The following is a 19,701-nucleotide window of genomic DNA, read 5'->3' as shown; positions in this document are numbered from 1 at the left end:
AAGGCCCTGCCATGACCACCCGTTCCCCGTTCGACCTCACCGGCCGCACCGCGCTGGTGACCGGCGGCAATCAGGGCCTCGGTCGGGCGTTCGCGTTCGGCCTCGCCGAAGCCGGTGCGACGGTGGCGATCTCGGGCCGCAGCGGCGAACGCAACGAGAAGGTCGTCGCGGAGGCGGCCGCCGCCGGACACCAGATGCACCCGATCACCGCGGACATTACCCGGCAGGCCGACGTCGAGCGCATGACGACCGAGGCCGTCGACGCCCTCGGGCACGTCGACATCCTGGTCAACAACGCGGGCACCTGCTATCACGCCGAGTCGTGGGACGTCACCGAACAGCAGTGGGACGACGTCTTCGACCTCAACGTCAAGGCGCTGTGGGCGTGCTCGCTCGCCGTCGGCGCCCACATGCGCGAGCGCGGCTCGGGATCGGTGGTCAACATCGGCTCGATGTCGGGTCTGATCGTGAACCGGCCGCAGATGCAGCCCGCCTACAACGCCTCCAAGGCGGCGGTGCACCATCTCACGAAATCGCTTGCGGCCGAATGGGCTCCGCTCGGCATCCGGGTCAACGCGGTGGCGCCCGGGTACTGCAAGACCGAGATGGCGCCGGTGGATCGCCCGGATCTCAAGCGGTACTGGATCGACGACGCCCCGCAGCAGCGGTATGCGCTACCCGAGGAGATCGCGCCCAGCGTGGTCTTCCTGGCCTCGGACGCTGCGTCGTTCATCACGGGATCGGTGTTGGTCGCCGACGGGGGGTACACCGCATGGTGAACCCGCCGCAGCCGGGTGCCAACCGCCGCGTCGTCGTCAACGCGATCGACGACGTTCGGTTCGAGACGGTGCCCGAGGCGGCGCCTGCCGCCGGTGAGGTCCGCGTCCGCGGCACCGCGGTCGGCATCTGCGGCTCCGACACGCACGCGGCGTGCGGTCAGCACCCCTTCATCGACCTGCCGTACCGGCCGGGCCACGAGGTCATCGGCATCGTCGACGCGATCGGCGACGGCGTGGCGGACCGCTGGTTGGGCACCCGCGTCGTCGTCGAGCCGAACCTGGCCTGCGGCCACTGCGCGCAGTGCCGCGCGGGGCGCTACAACATCTGCCGGGAGCTTCTGGTACTCGGGTGCCAGACGCCGGGTGGGCTGGCCGACAGCTTCACCGTCGCCGCCGACCGGCTCGTGGCCCTGCATCCCGACCTCGACGACGATCACGCCATCCTCATCGAGCCGCTGGCCACCCCGGTCCACGCCGTGCGGCGGGCCGCCGAGGCGGTCGGAGACCTGCGTGACCGACCGGTCGTCGTCATCGGGGCGGGTCCCATCGGATTGTTCGTCCTGCTGGCCCTGCGCGATGCGGGCGCCCACGTCGTGGTGGCCGACCTGCTGGCGTCCAAGCGCGCGCGGGCCGAACGATTGGGCGCAGCAGGCACTTTCGACCCGACGGCACCCGACGCCGTGGACGCGGCGCTGGCGCTGCTCGGTGGGCCCGCCGCCGTCGTGGTCGACTGCGTCTCCCGCGAGAGTTCGGTCGCCCAGGCCATCGACCTCGTCGACAAGGGTGGGGCCGTCATGATCGTCGGCGTCGCGGCGGGGGCCACCCCCGTGCGGCTCGACCTGATCCAGGATCGCGAGCTGGCGCTGATCGGCAACCTCATGTACGTCCGCGAGGACTATGCGGCCGCGATCGACCTGCTGGCGTCCGGGGTGGTCCCGATCGACGAGATCATCACCGCCCGTTACGACTTCGAGCAGGCCGCCGACGCCTTCACCGCGTCGATGGATCCGGAGAACGTCAAGGTCGTCGTGTCGCTGCAGCCCAGTGATGCGACGGCGGATCTGGTGGGGAGTTCGTCGTGAGTTCAGCCATCCTCGAATGTGCCGACGTCACCAAGAGTTTCGGCGGTGTGCCCGTGCTCAAGGGCATCACGCTCGACCTCGAACCCGGCTCGGTGACCGCACTCGCCGGGGAGAACGGCGCGGGCAAGTCGACGCTGATGAAGATCGTCAGCGGCCAGTACAGCGCCGACGGGGGCTCGGTGTCCGTGCACGGCACGCACCTCGCTCCGGGCAACCCGCGCGACGCCGTGCGGCACGGTGTCGCAATCGTGCCGCAGGAGCTCGCCTCCATCGAGGACATGACGGTCTACGAGAACCTGTTCGTCGGACGGGAACTGACGCGCGGGCCGTTCCTGAATCGGCGGGCGATGATCGCCGAGGCCAAGGAGACGCTGTCGGCCTTCGACGTCGCGATCTCGCCGACGGCCAGGATGGGCAGCCTGCCGGTCGGTCTGCGCCAGATCGTCGAGATCGTCAAGGCCGCCCGCACCGGCGCCCAGGTCGTGATGCTCGACGAACCCACGTCGGCCATCTCCGAGCGCGAGGTCGAGGGGCTCTACGGCATCGTCCGCCGACTGCGTGACCATGGCGTTGCCATGGTGTACACCACGCACAAGATGGCCGAGATCCGTGCCATCGCCGACCGCGTGGTGGTGCTGCGCGACGGCGGCCTCATCCTCGACCGGCCGCTGGCCGAGGTCACCGACGACGACATCGTCACCGCGATGATCGGTCGCGAACTCGACGCACTCTTCCCGAGCCGTGTCGCGCCCAAGGCCGATCCCGTGCTGGAGGTGCGCAACCTCCAGGTCGAGGGCGCGTCGGGACCGGTGTCCTTCGACGTCGCCTCCGGTGAGATCGTCGGGCTCGCAGGCCTCGTCGGCGCGGGGCGCACCGAACTGCTGGAGGCCATCTTCGGCGCCAGGCGCACCGCGTCCGGTGACATCGTGGTGCGCGGCACGCACGTCAAGCGCAACTCGCCGGCAGCCGCGATCACCGAGGGCATGGCCATGGTCCCCGAGGACCGCAAGATCTCCGGTGTCGTGCTGTCGATGAGCGTGCTAGACAACGGTTCTCTGCCACGCCTGTCGTCGTTCAGCGTCGCCGGCTGGCTGCGGAGCAAGGCCCGCACCAAGGCCGTGTCCGACGTGATGTCGTCGGTGCGGTTGCGCAGCAGCGGGATGGGACAGCTCGTCGGCACGCTGTCCGGCGGCAACCAGCAGAAGGTCGTGCTGGCCCGGTGGCTCACCGGTGAGGTCAACGTCCTGCTGCTCGACGAGCCGACGCGTGGCGTGGACGTCGGCGCGCGCAGCGAGATCTACCGCATCATCACCGAATTCGCGCAGGCCGGGATGGCCGTCGTCATGGCGTCCTCCGACATGCCCGAGATCATCGGGCTGTCCCATCGCGCGTTCGTCATGCGCGACGGGGTCTTCGTCGGGGAGCTCGACCGCGCCGCCCTCGACCATCCGTCGGTTCAGGAGTCCGTGTTCCGGATGGCGACCGCGCTCGACGGGCCCACCCGCGATCCCGACCCAGCTCCACCATCAACCCCCACGGCCGACGAGCGGCCTGATTCACCGGAGGCAGCATCGTGACCACCCCACTGGACACCGACGAGACCCCGGACGCCTCGGGCGCGCCGGTCGTCGTCTCGCCCACGACGGGTGAGCCCGTCCGCCTGTTCTCCCGCGAGTGGATCAGCGGTATCGCGCTGCGCTACTCGATGGTCATCATCATGCTGCTGGTCATCGCGTACTTCAGTTACCGCAGTGCGCGCTTCGGCACCGTCGACAACCTGGTGACCATCCTGGTGGCCGCGGCGCCCTTCGCGCTCATCGCGCTCGGCCAGACGCTGGTGGTGCTGACTGGAGGCATCGACCTGTCGGTCGGCAGCGTGATCGCGGTGTCGGCGATGGCCGCCGCCGCCACGGCCAAGGCCAACCCCGGTCAGGTCTGGATGACGGTCCTGGTGGCGATGGTCGTCGGCCTGGCCGTCGGGTCCCTCAACGGAATCATGGTGTCGCGCATCAACGTTCCACCGTTCATCGCGACCCTCGGTACGCTCACGGCCGGCTCGGGCCTGGCCTACGTGATCGGCGGCGGTGCGCCCATCAACGGGTTGCCCGCCGAGTTCGGCTCGATCGCCAACACCAAGATCCTCGGCCTGACGATCCCGGTCCTGGTGATGATCGTCGGCATCGTCGTGCTGGCCATCGTGATGAAGCGGACCACCTACGGCATGCGGGTCTACGCCGTCGGCGGCAACCGCAACGCCGCCGAGATCGCCGGCATCAACGCCAAGAACGTGTTGTTCGGCGTCTACGCGCTGTCCGGTCTGCTGGCCGGCATCTCCGGCGTCATGCTCGCCTCCCGTGTGATCTCGGGTCCGCCCAACCTCGGTCAGGGTTACGAGCTCGATGCCATTGCGGCCGTGGTCATCGGCGGGGCCAGCCTCATGGGCGGCCGCGGCACCATCTGGGGAACGGTGCTGGGCCTGTTCATCATTCAGACGCTGAACAACGGGTTGGACATCCTGGTCGTGCCCGCGTACTGGCAGGACGTCATCAAGGGCGTGCTCATCGTTGCAGCGGTCGCGGTCGACGTCTGGTCGACCAGGCGCCGCACGTGACCAACGAATTTCGTGTCCACAGAACAGAAAGTGAGTGACCGGATGAGACTGACAACGACGTTCGTCGCCATCGCCTCGGCAACCGTGCTGGGGTTGGGACTGACCGCCTGCGGGGCGGGTGACACCGAGTCCCAGAGTGGCAAGACCCGCATCGGCGTCACGGTGTACGACATGAGCTCCTTCATCACCGCGGGCAAGGAGGGCATGGACCAGTACGCGAAGGACAACAATATCGAGCTGCTATGGAACTCCGCCAACGGCGACGTGTCCACCCAGGCCAGCCAGGTCGACTCCCTGATCAACCAGGGTGTCGCGGGCATCATCATCGTGCCGATCCAGGCGGATTCCCTTGGGCCGCAGGTGCAGACGGCCAAGGCAAAGGGCATTCCCCTGGTGGCGGTCAACGCGGCGCTGAACAACAAGGACGTGGCGGGCAACGTGCAGCCCGACGACGTGGCCGCGGGCGCGCAGGAGATGCAGATGATGGCCGACAAGCTCGGCGGCAAGGGCAACATCGTCGTGCTGCAGGGCCCGTTGGGCCAGTCCGGCGAGATCGACCGCACCAAGGGCATCGAGCAGGTGCTGGCCAAGTACCCGAACATCAAGGTACTCGCCAGGGACACCGCGAACTGGAAGCGCGACGAGGCCGTCAACAAGATGAAGAACTGGATCTCCGGCTTCGGCCCGCAGATCGACGCCGTGGTCTCGGAGAACGACGACATGGGACTCGGTGCGCTGCAGGCACTCAAGGAGTCCGGCCGCACGGGGGTGCCGATCGTCGGAATCGACGGCATCGAGGACGGCCTCAACGCGGTGAAGAGCGGCGAGTTCATCGGCACCTCGCTGCAGAACGGCACCGTCGAGCTGTCGGCGGGGCTGGCCGTGACCGACGCGCTGATCAAGAAGCAACAGGTCAACACCGCGCCGGTGTACATCATGCCGGCCATCACGAAGGACAACGTCGACGTCGCCTACCAGCACGTGGTGAGCGACCGGGCCAAGTTCCTCTCCGGTCTCAGCGCGCTGACGGCTGCCAACCTCAAGACCGGTGACATCGCCTACGAGGGCATTCCCGGTCAGAAGCAGCCCTGATTTCCCTTCCCACCAACGTTTTACCCACCACACGAGAAAGTGCGAGATGAATCTGACGACGAAGTTGGGCGCTGTAGCAGCAGCTGGCGCGCTGGTACTTGGATTGACGGCCTGCGGTGCGGGTGACACCGAATCCCAGAGTGGCAAGACCCGAATCGGTGTGACGGTGTACGACATGAGCTCGTTCATCACCGCGGGCAAGGAGGGCATGGAGCAGTACGCCAAGGACAACGACATCGAGCTGGTCTGGAACTCCGCCAACAACGACGTCTCGACCCAGGCGAGCCAGGTCGACTCGTTGATCAACCAGGGCGTGGCGGCGATCATCGTCGTTCCCGCGCAGGCGGATTCACTCGGCCCGCAGATCGCGACGGCCAAGTCGAAGAACATCCCGCTGCTGGCCGTGAACGCGGCGCTCGACAGCAACGACCTCGCGGGCAACGTGCAGCCCGACGACGTGGCCGCGGGCGCCCAGGAGATGCAGATGATGGCCGACAGGCTCGGCGGCAAGGGCAACATCGTCATCCTGCAGGGTCCGCTCGGTGGCTCGGGAGAGATCAACCGCGGCAAGGGAATCGACCAGGTGCTCGCCAAGTACCCGAACATCAAGGTGCTGGCCAAGGACACGGCCAACTGGAAGCGCGACGAAGCGGTCAACAAGACGAAGAACTGGATCTCCAGCTTCGGACCGCAGATCAACGGCGTGGTGTCGCAGAACGACGACATGGGCCTCGGCGCGCTGCAGGCCCTCAAGGAGGCGAACCTCGCCAACGTGCCGATCGTCGGCATCGACGGCATCGAGGACGGGCTGAACGCGGTCAAGAACGGCGAATTCATCGGCACCTCACTGCAGAACGGCACCGTCGAGCTGTCCGCAGGACTCGCCGTGGCCAACGCGCTCGTCAAGAAGCAGGACGTCAACAAGAACCCGGTGTACGTCATGCCCGCCATCACGAAGGACAACGTCGACGTGGCGATCCAGCACGTCGTCACCGACCGGCAGAAGTTCCTCGCCGGGCTCGGTGAGCTGACCGCGCAGAACCTCAAGACGGGCGACATCGCCTACGAGGGCATCCCCGGCCAGAAGCAACCCTAGATCTGCCTGAATGAAACGGGACCGGCCACGTCCCCCGCGGTGGCCGGTCCCGTTTCCCATGGCGATGAGATCGGCGGGAGCGCTACTGCTTGGGCCCGAGCGGCCGCCGCGCGAGCTCCAGCACCTCTTCCGTCGTCAGCGGGCTCTGCGGGTGATACGACAGACACCATGGTGTCGTAATCCGTTGGAAGGCAGTGCCTTCCAGCGCTGCATAGAAGTTGCCGGCGCGCAGTCGGCTGATGTCCGGAACGAATCCGCCCTTGACCCGCGCCATCTCCTTGGCGACGGCGATCTGCACGGGTGCGTTGAGCAACCCGAAGAACTGTGTCGCCGCGTTGCCGGGGATGTTCGGATTCAGGCCGCGCGGCGCCTGGGTGGCGTAGACCAACCCCAGGCCGTACTTGCGGGCCTGCGACGAGAGCGCCAAGGTGCTGCGTGTCGCGACGGTGGTCCGACCCGACGGTGCGAAGTTCTGGGCCTCGTCCATCACCAAGAGGCCGCCGAGCGGGCGGTCACCCGCGGGATGGCGCTTGATCCAGGCGAACAGCGCCATCTGCAGCTGGTTGACGAAGCCTTCGCGCTGGGGCCCGTCGGCCAGTCCGACCATGCTGATCACCGACACCCTGGCGCGGTAACCGGCCGAGGGCGTGAGCAGGGACCCCGGATCCGCGGCAACGCCCTCGCCGCCGAACAGCGGATCGTTCACCATCGCAGCCCGCAGGTTCTGGCTCAGCTCCTCGGCCCGATCCTTGGCGTTGGCGATGACGCTGACCCCGTCGGGCAGGTCGGCCAGCGCGGCGAGGAATCCGGGCAGCGTCGGCTCCGGTCGCCGCCCGTACCACTGCAGGGCCTCCCTGAGTACCGCGCGCGCCTGGTTGGCCTTGGGGGTCTTGCCCGACAGGTGGGCGTGCGGTTCCATTGCGGCGAAGGCGGATTCGACGGCCTCGTTGAACTCGTCATGGTCGTCGACGACGCTGGCGAAGTCGGGCAGCGGTTGGAACGACAGCGGTCGCCCCGCCGAGCGACGGGGTGTCCAGACGACGACCTCGGTGTTGTCCAGATAGTCTGTTGCCAGCGCGGAATCGTCCGGCTGCCAACCGCTCGGGTGTTCGGCCCAGGGCAGGCCGAGTCGCGCCAGATCGTTGTTGGGGTCCAGGACGATGGACGACACGCCGCGCAGGGCACACTCCTCGACGAGGCGCCGGATGAGCACCGTCTTGCCCGAGCCGGAGCCGGCGAAGATGGCCGTATGCTTGCGCAGGGCAAGCAGTTCGACGCTCAATGGTTCACCGGAGGCGTCGTCGATGCCGAGGGGTACCGCGGTGCTGCTGGTCGGTACCTTGGGACGTTCCCTCTTGAGCCGCTTCGCCCACGGTTCCGGCTCTGCCTCCGGCGCTGGATCCGGCCCGAAAGCCGTTGGCGGCGCGGGCATCTCGGGTGGCAGCGGGCCGGCACCCTCGCCGAGTGCCTCGCGCAGGAACGCCAGGCCGTGCGCGGGCTTGCGGGCGACGAGCCACGCAGGGAGTTCGGCATCGTTGTCGTCGATGAGGTCGCGCAGCGCCGACAGGGTGCGCAGGTCGTCATCGGAGAGGGTCAACGTGCGGCCGCCGCCCGCTTCGAAGTCGGCCACCACCTGCGTCGTCTTCGCGCCGCCGGGCCACGGCGTATTGCGCAGCAGGAATACCTGACGCTTGTCGGTGCCCGCACTGAAACCTGCTGCCACACAAGCATTCTTGATTCGGTTCTGCACGGCGATCGCATTCGTGCTGGCGATCGCCCGGAAGGCCCAGTGTCGTTCCTCGTCGGTCTCGGCGTCGAGGGTCTGCCTCAGCCGCCCGTGCAGGCGAACCTGCTTGCCCGGCGGGGGATCGAAGTGAAACGTCTGCTCGACGTCTCCGCGTTCGGCGATCCAGGCATCCAGCGCCGCCGACAGCAGGGCAGGCACGGTGGTGTCCTCGCCTTCGGGATCCAACGCGGCCGAACCGACTGCGCGCCTTCGGTAGTCGGCGAATCGACGGTCGAGGTCGCCGCTGCGGGGAGGCGGTTCATCGGCGGTCCGCGGACCCGGTTCGGCCGGGCTCTTCAGGTGGGCGAGTTCGTGCACGGCGTCGTCGTCGAGGCACCGGCGGACGTGGGCGTCGGCCACTTGAAGGAGTCGACGCGGGGTGTAGTCGGGCGCCTCGTCGAACGCCGACGGCAGGATCGGCCAACTGGGATACGGCGGAGTGAACTCCACCGAGCGGTAACTCGCGGTGAACCGGCGCTCGAGGATCGCCCGACCGGCGGCCGCGCTCGGCAGCCCCTTCAACGGTGACGTCGCCCTGAACCGGTCGGCCACCGATGCCGTCGACCGGGTTCGGATCGACTCCCACACCACGGGTAGGCAGGCGACCACTTCTGCGGTGCGGCGCATCGTTTCTCGGACCGACATCAGCCCGTGGGCGACGTGGTCGAGGTCGCGGTTGTCGGTCACCGCGGAGTCACGACCGGCCGTCGAGGTCGCGGATTGGGCCAGCAGCGTGTCGATCTGGTCGATCGCCATCACCGCGGGCCCGGCGAGGGCGACCAGGCGTGAGATGTCGCGCACGCATTCCTGCGGCGTCAGCGTCGAGACCCCGATGGACCACTGCCGGCGGCCGGTGTCGTCGACGTCCTCGGCCGAGTTCAGGTAGGCCTGCCCGACGTCCTGCACACCGAGATCGGCGGCGCCCAGCAGGGTCAGGGCGCGCAGGGTGTGGTGGGTCTGACGCACCGTCTGGGGTGCCGCCTTGTGCAGCGCATTGACGAAGGCGGTGAGCACCTCGGGGGTCAGTTCGTCCTCACCGGAGACGGCCCGCCGGTCGGCGCGCGACACGTGAGCCACCGACGCCAGTTGCCACAGCAGCTCTTTGAGCTGGGTTTCGCGGACGTGCGCCGGCCTGCCGAGGCTCTCCAGGATGCTGCTGCGCGCCGACTCCCAGAAGCTGGTGGCGTCGAGGAGCTGCAGGAGGAAGAAGAATCCGCCCGCGGCCTGGACCTTCTCGCGCACGACGCCGAGGAGGTGGGTCTTGCCCGATCCCGCCTGCCCGCGGATCACCACGCCGAGCGGGCTCGAATCGGGCTGCCGGTCGGCGTCGGCGAAGGCGTCCATGACCTGTTCGATCGCCTCGTCGTTGACCCCGGACACGTGGAATGCGCCCTGTGCATGCCACAAATCGTCGGCCGACGGCGCGAACGACAGGCGCAGCGACTTGAGGGCCTCGCGTTGCCGGGGATCCATCACGACTCGATCGCCATCAGATGCCGCGCCTGGTTGCCGATGACGACGGCGGCCGCATGGTCCTCCGGGGTGAGCGTCTTCTGGTTCTCCTCGGGGATGAGGGTGACGTCGGGGGCGCGCTGCATGCGCGTCAGCGCCTCGTCGAGTTCGTGTCTGGAGATCTCGGGTAGTTCTGCGCGCAGCCTCACCAGGTCCACCCAACCACCCGATCGCGCGGCCAGCCGGACGTAGGCGGCGCGGACCTGAGCCTCGACGTCGACGTCGACGGTGTCGTCCACGGCGACGAAGACGTCGGCGGGTGCCAGGTCCGACCGATCGAAGTAGCGACGCAGCGCGCGCAGCACGGTGTAGAGCGCTCTGCCCTGGCCCTGCGAGCGAGGGGGGACGTCGGCCCCGATGATGGCCGCGCAGGTCGCCCACCCCCGGTCGGTCAACTCCAGCACCATGGCGCGGTTCTCCGTCGTGACCTCGATCAGCCCCTTTCGCACCAGTTCGTCGCGGTCGCGCTTCCTGAGTTCGGGACCCAGGACCGCGAGTTCGGGGTTGCGCACCGCCCGTGCCTCGGACATCAGCACCAGCAGCACCGCCTGCTGGGTTCCGGTCAGTTCGTCGGGGGCGACGCTCACGGAAGATTCCCTTCGTTGGCTCTCTTCTTGGATAGCAGGCTTTCGATTACGGCGAGCACCCGCAACGGATCGTCGTCGATCTCCTCGTTGGTGAACCGCAGCACGGCGAAGCCGTCGAGGGTCAGGCCGTTGTCGCGCCGACGGTCGGCAGCGTAGTTCAGACTGCCACGGTGTTCGGGTCCGTCGATCTCCACGACGCAGCGTTCGGCGGGCCACATCAGGTCGACGCGGATGGGTGGGGCCAGCGAGTGGCTCGCATACTCCTGATTCCACGTCCGCCCCACCGCCCACTCGCACCGCGCGAGGCGTCGCTCCAGCGCCTGCTCGGTCGCGCTCCCGGGATGCGGTCGACCCGCCAGCGCCGGGTAGTCGAGCACCGGCGGGGGTTCGGCCGAGCCGTTCGCCCTCAGGGCCTCCAGATGGGCCGGCACGGTCACCTGCCACGTCGGGTACCGGTCGACGAGCGGCAGCGCGTCCGGTACGAGCCAGCCGCCGATGCCGTGCTGGGCGAGCCACTCCAACGCCATCGCGATGCGGCCTTGCTCGCGCTCGCCAATGGCCGACGTCGGGGGAGCGACGAGCAATACGACGCCGGCACGCCCATAGCTCTCGGCGATGATCCGGCTCAGCCCCACGGCACGCACGTCGGGCGGAATCCGTCGATCGGGTGAGTGGCCGGACAGCGCCGCCTCGGCCATGTCGGCGAGGAACGGCCCGAAGTGCACGCTGTCGGCGGCCCGCCTATGCGCGAGTTCGCGGACCACGCGGAGGTCGAAGTCACCGCTGGTCTCGATGACGGCGGCGTCGGGGAGCCACGCGGGGTACAGCACGAGCGCCACCGATGCGAGCGCGACCAACGCGTCCTGCACCACGTCGCGCTGCGACGGCCCCTGTCCGTCGACGCAATAGCCGATGACGACCGGTGCACCCGGCGGCAACGGGTCGAGGGCGATCGCGAGCTGCTCGTCGGTCAGCCCTGCGAGCCTGATCACCCGGTCGACGGGGAGGTGCGCCAGCGACAGCGGTTCCCCGCGCGTCACTGCACCCACCACGCCCCCGCTCCGTCGGACGGTCGGCGTCCATTCTGGCCGTCGCGGCGGCCGAGGTTCAACCGGCGACGGCGGTGCGCACGTCGTCGTCGAGGGATGCTCGCACCAGGGCGGCGGCGAGTTCGGCGGTGCCGCCGGTGGCCAGTGCGCCCAGTTCCTGGGAGTCGGTGGGCAAGCCGAGTTGCTGGGCGGCGTCGCGGGCTCGGTCGTCGAAGTACGGTCGCACCCACGTCCAGGTGTCCTGGACCTCGCGCAGGAAGATGTCGGAACCGGTCGCCCCGATGCCCTTGAAGCCCTGCAGGAGCTTGGCTGCCGTGGCGGGGTCACCGTCGGCCGCTTCGGCGAGCGCGCGCAGATCGTCGTCGTAGTCGTCGCCCACCGCCTGGGCCAGCTCGGCCAACCGCGTGGCCGAACTCTCGTCGTAGCGGGTGTAACTTGCGCGCCCGAATGCGTCGATCATGGTGTGACGCTCCGCCTTTCGCACCGCCTCAGGGGTGCGAAGGCCCTCGTGGAACAACTCGCGGGCGGCGGCGACGGCGAGGTTCGCGTCGATGGGCTTGCTGGCAAGCATGCACAGGACGAGGAGCTGGAACAGCGGCATCGGCGTGTCCTTCATGGTGATGCCTGCTTCGTGCGCATAGGTCGTACCGGCCGTGGCCAATAGCCGCTTCACGATCTCGCGCGGGGAGTCTTTCGCCATGGCGGCGTGATACCCGACGCCGCGGTGGCAAAAACCGCTATTTCGGCGGCAGGCTCCTGGCGTAGACGACACCGCGCGTCACCCAGGACTGCAACTGGCGCTTCGTGGCGATCCCCTCGGGTGCCACCCTGACCCAACCGCGAGTCTCGCGCCCCGCCATCACCATTGGCTCGACGTGCTTGCGTGCGAGCAGCGCGGCGGTGTCCTCGGGTGGCACCCGCACCATCAGGCCACCGCGGCCGCTCGCGGCGACGGACATGTTGCCGTTGATCAGGAATGCCAACCCGCCGAACATCCGCTTCTCCTCGGCGTGCTCGGCCGCCACGAGCTCGCGAATGCGGTTGGCGAGGTCCTCGTCGTACGCCATGCGTCGACGCTAGTCCTTGGGCTGCCAGCCAAGGCGAGGTCCGAGCTTCTCGGCCAGATCGGTGATGATCTGCCGGTAGTCGTCCTCCTCGAAGCTGAAGGGCAGTGCGAAGGCGGTCTCGGTGGCCCGCTGGAAGCCGGCGTGGTCGAACAGGTGGTCGGCGAGTTCGTCCGACGTGCCGACGAAGTCGGGGGAGAACAGGATGCCCCGCGCGCCCTGCGGTGACCTGGTGCGGTCGAACCGGCCCGCGGCGTACTCGCGGTAGCGCCGAATCTGGTCGTCGGTCGCCGAGTCCGTCGGAATGACCACCAAACCCTGTGACACCCTTGCGGATTCGGGATGGGGGTGGTTGGCGAGGAAGGCGTCGATGTGCTCGCCCTGAATCGTGGCGAAGTCGTGCGATTCGGTGCCCTCGGTGGTGACGACCGAACTCGTCAGATAGTTGATGCCCTGCCCAGCGGCCCAGATCGCGGACTCCCGGCCCCCGCCGTACCAGACGCGGTCGGCCAGCCCCGGCGAATGCGGCTGGATGCGGTTGGTGAACTGCTCGATGCCGACCGTGCCCTCGAAGTCGCTGACCGGCTCACCACGTAGACAGCGCAGCAGACGCAGCACGCGCTCCTTCGAGAAGTCCTCCAGCGCATGGGTATCGGGATAGAGCGCGGTCTTGTAGTGGTCGTACATCATCGGCGTACCGACCGAGACGCCGGGATTGATCCGTCCGCCGGACAGGATGTCGACGGTCGCCAGGTCTTCGGCCAGCCGGAACGGATTCTCCAGCCCCAGTGGGATCACCGCGGTGCCCAGTTCGATGCGCGACGTGCGCTGGCTGGCGGCCGCCATGATGGCGACCGGTGAGGAGATGCCCGGCTGGAGGTGGCGGTCGCGCAACCACACGCTGTCGAAACCGAGGTGCTCGGCGCGCGTGATGACCTCGAGGGTCTCCTCGATGCCCGGGCCCGGATCGTCGGCGTCGAACCGCCCGATGGTCAGGAAACCGAGCTTGCGCAGGGGCTCGCCGCGTCTGGGCATCTGGTGGTCTCCGCTTCGCTGCTGCTGTCGGGGGCGTCACCCCATGATGACGGCGTGGCGGCGAGTGGTGCCAGCGATGGGGCTGTCTGGTGGTGAGTGCCAGTTGGCGGGCGTCATCAATTGATGACGGTCGTCAACGGATGATGACGGTCCGCAGGCGGGTAGTGCCGGCGCCGCGGGCAGTCTGGAGCCGAGTGCCGGTTGCCGGGCGTCAACAAATGGTGACGGTCGTCAACGAATGGTGACGGTCGTCAACGAATGGTGACGGTCGTCAACGAATGATGACGGTCCGCAGTCGGGTGGCGTCCTGAGAGCGGCGTGCGGTGTCACCCCCACGTCCGATACTGCGCACGTGACGACACCGACGCCCTGGTGGGAGAACGACCCCGAACTGCTAGAGATCCGCCGCCGCATCGCCGAGCAGTTCGGAAGTGACCCGGATGCACACGATTCCGGCACGGCGGGAGGAGGCGACGAACTCGAGGAATTCGACGACCTCGACTTCGCCGACGAGTCCGCCGAGCCGGTCCGACCCGATGCGGTCAGGGCCGACGTGTGGACCGGCCGCTGTCGGCGCGAACTCGGCGACGCCCGCGACGCGCTGAGGAACGCGCGGGAGCGGTACGACGCGGCAGTCGTGGCGGCGCGCACCGCCGGACTCTCCTGGGGTGAGATCGGCATCGTGCTCGGTGTTGCGAGACAGCAACTGCACCGGCGGTTCAGCACACGACAGCGGGGCCGACCGTAGTCGACCCCGCTGCGGATGCGGTCAGGCAGCGACGTGGGCCGCCTCGGACGCCGGCTCCAGGGCCTGCGCGACGATCTCCGCCACGTCGGTCATGGGCTTGACGTCCAGCGCCGCGAGCACCTCGGCCGGCACGTCGTCCAGGTCGGGCTCGTTGCGCTGCGGGATGAAGACCGTCTTCAACCCGTTGCGCTGGGCGGCGAGCAGCTTCTGCTTCACGCCGCCGATCGGCAGCACGCGGCCGTTCAGCGTGACCTCACCGGTCATGCCGACGTCACCCCGGACCTTGCGGCCGGTGGCCATCGACACCAGGGCGGTGACCATCGTGACGCCTGCGGACGGACCGTCCTTGGGCACCGCGCCCGCCGGGAAGTGCACGTGGATCTGGCGGTCCAGCGCCTTGGGGTCGACGCCCAACTGCTCGGCGTGCGCCCGCACGTAGGAGAGCGCGATCTGCGCGGACTCCTTCATGACGTCGCCCAGCTGGCCGGTCAGCTTCAGGCCGGCATCGCCATCGGTCGCGTTCGCCTCGATGAAGAGCACGTCGCCACCGAGGCCCGTGACGGCCAGGCCGGTCGCCACGCCGGGCACGGCGGTGCGTTCCTCGGACTCCGGCGTGAAGCGCGGACGGCCAAGGTAGGCAACGAGATCCGGCTCGTCGATGGTCAGCTTCGACGGATCGGCCGCCAGCTTCGTGGTCGCCTTGCGCAAGGCCTTGGCCAACAGCCGCTCGAACTGGCGCATGCCGGGTTCGCGCGTGTAGTCGGCCGCGATCTTGCGCAGCGCATCGTCGGTGACCTCGACCTCGTCGGTCGTCAACGCCGCGCGCTCGCGCTGCCTCGGCAGCAGGAAGTCGCGCGCGATGGCGACCTTGTCGTCCTCGGTGTAACCGTCGATCTGCACCAGCTCCATGCGGTCCAGCAGTGCCGACGGGATGTTCTCGATGACGTTGGCCGTGGCCAGGAACACCACGTCCGACAGGTCGAGATCCAGGTCGAGGTAGTGATCGCGGAACGTGTGGTTCTGCGCGGGGTCCAGGACCTCGAGCAGCGCCGCACTGGGATCGCCGCGATAGTCCGAACCCACCTTGTCGATCTCGTCGAGCAGCACGACGGGGTTCATCGACCCCGCCTCGCCGATGGCCCGCACCAGGCGGCCGGGCAGCGCGCCGACGTAGGTACGCCGGTGTCCGCGGATCTCGGCCTCGTCGCGCACGCCACCGAGGGCGACGCGAACGAACTTGCGGCCCAACGCCCGTGCCACGCTCTCACCGAGCGAGGTCTTGCCGACGCCGGGAGGGCCGGCCAGCACCATGACGGCACCGGAGCCGCGTCCGCCCACGACCTGGAGCCCGCGCTGCGCCCGGCGGGCCCGCACGGCCAGGTACTCGACGATGCGGTCCTTGACGTCCTCGAGCCCGTGGTGGTCGGCGTCGAGGATGGTCCTGGCGAGCGCCAAGTCGGTGGAGTCCTCGGTCGTGACGTTCCACGGCAGGTCCAGCACGGTGTCGAGCCAGGTGCGGATCCAACCGCCCTCGGGGCTCTGCTCGCTGGAGCGTTCCAGCTTGCCGACCTCGCGCAGCGCAGCCTCACGGACCTTGTCGGGCAGGTCGGCGGCCTCCACGCGGGCGCGGTAGTCGTCGGACCCGTCGGGTTCGCCCTCGCCCAGCTCCTTGCGAATCGCGGCGAGTTGCTGACGCAGCAGGAACTCCTTCTGCGTCTTCTCCATGCCGCTGCGGACGTCATCGGCAATCTTGTCGTTGACCTCGACCTCGGCCAGGTGTTCGGCGGTCCAGTCGATCAACAGCCGGAGCCGACGATCCACGTCCTCGGTCTCCAGCAGCTCGCGCTTCTGCACGTCGGGCAGATAGGACGCGTAGCCGGCGGTGTCGGCCAGCGCCGACGGGTCGGTGATCTTGTTGACCACGTCGACGATCTGCCACGCCTCGCGTCGCTGCAGCATGGCCAGCAACAGCTTCTTGTATTCGGCGGCGAGCGCCTTCGTCTCCTCGGTCGGGTCGACGTCGGCCGTCTCGGTCACCTCCACCCAGAGCGCGGCGCCGGGTCCGGTGGTTCCCGACCCGATGTGCGCACGCTTCTCACCGCGCACCACCGCGGCGGCACCGCCGCCGGGTATGCGCCCCACCTGCACGATCGACGCGATCACGCCGTGGGTGGGGTAGCGATCCTCCAGGCGTGGTGCGATCAGCAGTTTGCCGCTATCGCTCGCCTGCGCAGCGTCGACCGCGGTCCTGGCAGCGTCGTCGAGTTCGATCGGGACGACCATTCCCGGCAGCACGATCGGTTCGCTGACGAACAGCACGGGCACTGCGATGCTTACAGACATTCATCCTCCAAAGTTCAGCCTGATGCGCTCAACTATGGGACGGGGTCGTTTGTTCCCCCGGGTCAGGCCGTGGCTCGCGCGCGGCGCCGCCCGACGACGATGGTCGCCACCACCAGCAGCCCGATCACGGGGAAGGTGATCGCCGAGTTCACGCCGTTGGCGACGTCGACGGAGTAGTGGGCGATGACCACCAGGCGGATGGCGACTTCGAGCAGCAGCCCGATGCCCCACATCGCCGAGAGCTGAACGTGGACGCGGCGGATTGCGCGCGCCTCCGCGGCGTTCGGAACGGCGTCCCCGGGCTTGCGAAACCGGTCGCCGACGACCTGGGTCAGCGGCGTCCCGACGAAGCAGCTGCCCATGAAGATCAGCCCGCCGATGCCGTTGACGAACGTATTGCCCACCAGGATCGACCGTGGGTTGGTGGTGGACAGGCCCACGATCAGGCTCAGGCCGAAGGTCAGCAGCAGGTAGATGGCGAACGGATCGAGCCGACGACTCCTGACCACGCCGTAGACGACTCGGATCCCCGACACGACGGTGGCCGTCAGCAGCGCCGCGTACTCGGAGGCGCCCGCGGCCCGCAATCCGTAGTAGGCGACCAGCGGAGGGGCGACGTCCACGAGCACCGTCTGCAGGACGGGCCGCATCGACCGGCGCGTCGTCTCCGCCGGTTCGGTCACGCGCTCACTGTAGGGCACGGGCGTGGTCGAAGCCCTGCCTCGAAAGCCGTGCCTGGAAGCCGCGAAGGAATAGCCGTGCGCGCTGACCTGTCGTAGCTGTCATGACGGTCACATCCAAGGCAGTGCAGTTCGATTCCTACGGCGACGTCGACGTCCTCGAGGTGCGCGAGGTACCGCGTCCGGTCCCCGGCGCCGGGGAGGTACTCGTTCGGGTGGTGACGGCGGGCATCAATCCGGGCGAGGCGATGATCCGGCGCGGCGCGCTCCACGACCGATGGCCCGCGACGTTCCCGTCGGGCCAGGGCAGTGACTTCGCGGGGGTGGTGGAGGCGCTCGGCGATGGCGTCGATTCCGTCGGCGTCGACTCGTTGGGCGTTGGCGACGAGGTGCTCGGGTTCTCCCTCGACCGGTCGAGTCACGCCGAATTCGTCGCCGTCCCCGCCGAGCAGGTGACCCGCAAGCCGGCGGCCGTGCCGTGGGAGGTGGCGGGCGGTCTCTACATCGCGGGGGCGGCCGCGTACGGCGCCGTGCGCTCGGTGCGTCTGACGGCGACCGACGTGGTGGCGGTCTCGGGCGCGGCGGGTGGCGTCGGCACCATTGCCGTGCAGCTCGCAAGACGAACGGGCGCAACGGTTCTCGGCATCGCGGGGCCGTCGAACGACGAATGGTTGACGGCCCACGGGGTGATTCCGGTCAACTACGGCGACGACCTGGCCGCACGCCTGACGGCCGCCTCGCCCACGGGCCGGGTCGACGCCTTCGTCGACCTGTTCGGCGGCGGTTACGTCGAACTCGCCGTGGAGCAGTTGGGAATCGCTCCAGAGCGGGTCGACACCATCATCGACTTCGCGGCGGTCGAGCGCTTCGGTGTCCAGGCCGAGGGCACGGCCGCCGCGTCGAGCGCCGCGGTGCTCGCGGAGCTGGCCGACCTCGTCGCCGCAGGCGATCTCGACGTCCCGATCGCCGCGGTGTTCCCGCTCGACGACGTCCGGGACGCCTACCGCACCCTGGAGGAACGCCATACCCGGGGGAAGCTGATCCTCCGCATGGGGTGAGACGCCCGACCAAAGAAGGAAGCCTGCCGTCCGGGGGGTGACGGCAGGCTTCCTGGCCTTACTGGTGGTGCCGAGGATCAGGCGGTCGCCTGAGCCCCCAGCGTGTGCTGGACGTCGGGGAGCATCTGCTGCAACTGCTGACCCCAGTAGCCCCAGCTGTGGGTGCCGGTGGCGGGGAAGTTGAACACACCGTTGGTGCCGCCTGCCGCGATGTAGTTGTCGCGGAAGGTCTCGTTGGTGCGCAGCGTGAAGCCCTCGAGGAACTGAGCCGACATCAGGTTGGCGCCGGAGTCACCGGTGTCCAGATCGGACGGCGTACCGGTGCCGCAGTAGATCCAGATGCGAGTGTTGTTGGCCACCAACTGATTGATGTTGACCATCGGGTCGTTGCGCTTCCACGCCGGGTCACTCGACGGACCCCACATGCTCGACGCGTTGTAGCCGCCCGCGTCGTTCATGGCGAGCCCGATCAGCATGGGCCACCAGCCCTCGGACGGGTTCAGGAACCCCGACAGCGACGAGGCGTAGATCCAGTTCTGCGGGTGGTAGATCGCGTAGGTGAGCGCGCTGCCACCGGCCATCGACAGGCCGACGACCGCGTTACCGGTCTGGGACACATCGTAATTGGACTCGAGGTAGGCGGGCAGTTCCTGGTTCAGGAACGTCTCCCACTTGTAGGTGTAGTCCTGGCCGTTGCCCTGCGAGGGCTGGTACCAGTCGGTGTAGAAGCTGGACTGGCCACCGACGGGCATGACCGTCGACAGGCCGGACTGGTAGGTCCACTCGAAGGCGTTGGTGTTGATGTCCCACCCGTTGAAGTCGTCCTGCGCGCGCAGACCGTCGAGCAGGTAGATGGCGTGGGGTCCGCCGCCCTGGAACTGCACCTTGATGTCGCGGTTCATCGCGGCCGAGTGCACCTCGAGATATTCGACCGGAAGGCCTGGCCGGGAGAACGCACCAGCAGTCGCCGACCCCCCGACGAAGCCGATCAACCCGGGCAGGGTGACCGCCGCCAGGAGTCCAACGACCAACCGGCGCAACCCTTTACCACGAATCTTTCTGACCATCTTCATAACGGCAACAGACCGCCTCTCTTTGCGTCCCTATGTGTCCAAGCAATCGCCGTTGCTTTGCGAGCGTTAGTGAATCACGTGGATGTGACTCGCTTCGCCCTCCAAC

At 68.4% G+C, this 19,701-nt stretch carries 17 protein-coding genes; 8 read left to right on the top strand and 9 right to left on the bottom strand.

Annotated features, from left to right (window positions below; genetic code table 11):
* Positions 1 to 11: 11 nt before the first annotated feature.
* From G6N60_RS14915 to G6N60_RS14890, 6 genes are read left to right on the top strand one after another with little or no spacing between them, the layout of a single operon-like run.
* On the top strand, positions 12 to 779 hold the full coding sequence (locus tag G6N60_RS14915) for an SDR family NAD(P)-dependent oxidoreductase (protein ID WP_163738575.1): 768 nt from the start codon (positions 12 to 14) through the stop codon (positions 777 to 779).
* On the top strand, positions 773 to 1,861 hold the full coding sequence (locus tag G6N60_RS14910) for a zinc-dependent alcohol dehydrogenase (protein WP_163738573.1): 1,089 nt from the start codon (positions 773 to 775) through the stop codon (positions 1,859 to 1,861). Before G6N60_RS14915 ends, G6N60_RS14910 begins: the two co-directional genes overlap by 7 nt.
* Positions 1,858 to 3,438, top strand: a complete 1,581-nt coding sequence (locus tag G6N60_RS14905) for a sugar ABC transporter ATP-binding protein (protein ID WP_163738571.1) — start codon at positions 1,858 to 1,860, stop codon at positions 3,436 to 3,438. The genes G6N60_RS14910 and G6N60_RS14905 overlap by 4 nt, the downstream gene beginning before the upstream one ends.
* Entirely contained in the window at positions 3,435 to 4,472 is a 1,038-nt protein-coding gene (locus tag G6N60_RS14900) for an ABC transporter permease (protein ID WP_163738568.1), read from the top strand. The genes G6N60_RS14905 and G6N60_RS14900 overlap by 4 nt, the downstream gene beginning before the upstream one ends.
* A 42-nt stretch (positions 4,473 to 4,514) precedes the next feature.
* On the top strand, positions 4,515 to 5,564 hold the full coding sequence (locus tag G6N60_RS14895) for a substrate-binding domain-containing protein (protein WP_163738566.1): 1,050 nt from the start codon (positions 4,515 to 4,517) through the stop codon (positions 5,562 to 5,564).
* Between the two features lie 46 nt (positions 5,565 to 5,610).
* The gene (locus G6N60_RS14890) at positions 5,611 to 6,660 is read left to right on the top strand and encodes a substrate-binding domain-containing protein (protein WP_163738563.1); all 1,050 of its coding nucleotides are present in this window, start codon (positions 5,611 to 5,613) and stop codon (positions 6,658 to 6,660) included.
* 82 nt (positions 6,661 to 6,742) lie between these two features.
* Here the strand turns inward: G6N60_RS14890 and G6N60_RS14885 are convergent, their stop codons facing one another.
* The 6 genes from G6N60_RS14885 to G6N60_RS14860 form a co-directional block, all read right to left on the bottom strand.
* A complete protein-coding gene (locus tag G6N60_RS14885) occupies positions 6,743 to 9,919 on the bottom strand; it encodes a helicase HerA domain-containing protein (RefSeq protein WP_163738560.1) in 3,177 nt (1,058 codons plus the stop codon).
* Complete coding sequence (locus G6N60_RS14880) at positions 9,919 to 10,545, bottom strand: hypothetical protein (protein WP_170312564.1); 627 nt, start codon at positions 10,543 to 10,545, stop codon at positions 9,919 to 9,921. Before G6N60_RS14880 ends, G6N60_RS14885 begins: the two co-directional genes overlap by 1 nt.
* Positions 10,542 to 11,585: an endonuclease domain-containing protein gene (locus tag G6N60_RS14875; RefSeq protein WP_246240705.1), complete on the bottom strand. Its 1,044-nt coding sequence runs from the start codon at positions 11,583 to 11,585 to the stop codon at positions 10,542 to 10,544. Before G6N60_RS14875 ends, G6N60_RS14880 begins: the two co-directional genes overlap by 4 nt.
* A gap of 67 nt (positions 11,586 to 11,652) precedes the next feature.
* A complete protein-coding gene (locus tag G6N60_RS14870; RefSeq protein WP_163738556.1) occupies positions 11,653 to 12,294 on the bottom strand; it encodes an endonuclease in 642 nt (213 codons plus the stop codon).
* Between the two features lie 37 nt (positions 12,295 to 12,331).
* Positions 12,332 to 12,661: a TfoX/Sxy family protein gene (locus G6N60_RS14865; protein WP_163738553.1), complete on the bottom strand. Its 330-nt coding sequence runs from the start codon at positions 12,659 to 12,661 to the stop codon at positions 12,332 to 12,334.
* Positions 12,662 to 12,670: 9 nt separating this feature from the next.
* The gene (locus tag G6N60_RS14860; protein ID WP_163738550.1) at positions 12,671 to 13,693 is read right to left on the bottom strand and encodes an LLM class flavin-dependent oxidoreductase; all 1,023 of its coding nucleotides are present in this window, start codon (positions 13,691 to 13,693) and stop codon (positions 12,671 to 12,673) included.
* Between the two features lie 352 nt (positions 13,694 to 14,045).
* On the opposite strand from G6N60_RS14860, the gene G6N60_RS14855 reads away from it, so the two are divergent.
* Positions 14,046 to 14,441, top strand: coding sequence for a hypothetical protein (locus G6N60_RS14855; protein ID WP_163738548.1), 396 nt, complete (start codon positions 14,046 to 14,048; stop codon positions 14,439 to 14,441).
* A gap of 21 nt (positions 14,442 to 14,462) precedes the next feature.
* On the opposite strand, the gene lon is transcribed toward G6N60_RS14855, so the two are convergent.
* Positions 14,463 to 16,784 (bottom strand): endopeptidase La, encoded by a 2,322-nt coding sequence (gene lon, locus G6N60_RS14850; protein ID WP_163738545.1) that lies wholly within the window; start codon positions 16,782 to 16,784, stop codon positions 14,463 to 14,465.
* 62 nt (positions 16,785 to 16,846) lie between these two features.
* The gene (locus tag G6N60_RS14845; protein ID WP_163738543.1) at positions 16,847 to 17,467 is read right to left on the bottom strand and encodes a VC0807 family protein; all 621 of its coding nucleotides are present in this window, start codon (positions 17,465 to 17,467) and stop codon (positions 16,847 to 16,849) included.
* 101 nt (positions 17,468 to 17,568) lie between these two features.
* On the opposite strand from G6N60_RS14845, the gene G6N60_RS14840 reads away from it, so the two are divergent.
* On the top strand, positions 17,569 to 18,522 hold the full coding sequence (locus G6N60_RS14840) for an NADP-dependent oxidoreductase (RefSeq protein ID WP_163738539.1): 954 nt from the start codon (positions 17,569 to 17,571) through the stop codon (positions 18,520 to 18,522).
* A gap of 77 nt (positions 18,523 to 18,599) precedes the next feature.
* Here G6N60_RS14840 and G6N60_RS14835 read toward each other — a convergent pair whose 3' ends face one another.
* Complete coding sequence (locus tag G6N60_RS14835) at positions 18,600 to 19,595, bottom strand: esterase family protein (RefSeq protein WP_163738536.1); 996 nt, start codon at positions 19,593 to 19,595, stop codon at positions 18,600 to 18,602.
* Positions 19,596 to 19,701 lie beyond the last annotated feature (106 nt).

Source organism: Mycolicibacterium madagascariense, assembly GCF_010729665.1.
GTDB classification, from domain to species: domain Bacteria; phylum Actinomycetota; class Actinomycetes; order Mycobacteriales; family Mycobacteriaceae; genus Mycobacterium; species Mycobacterium madagascariense.
Note: the sequence above shows the minus strand (reverse complement) of the source record. Positions and strands in the feature narration are given on the sequence as shown.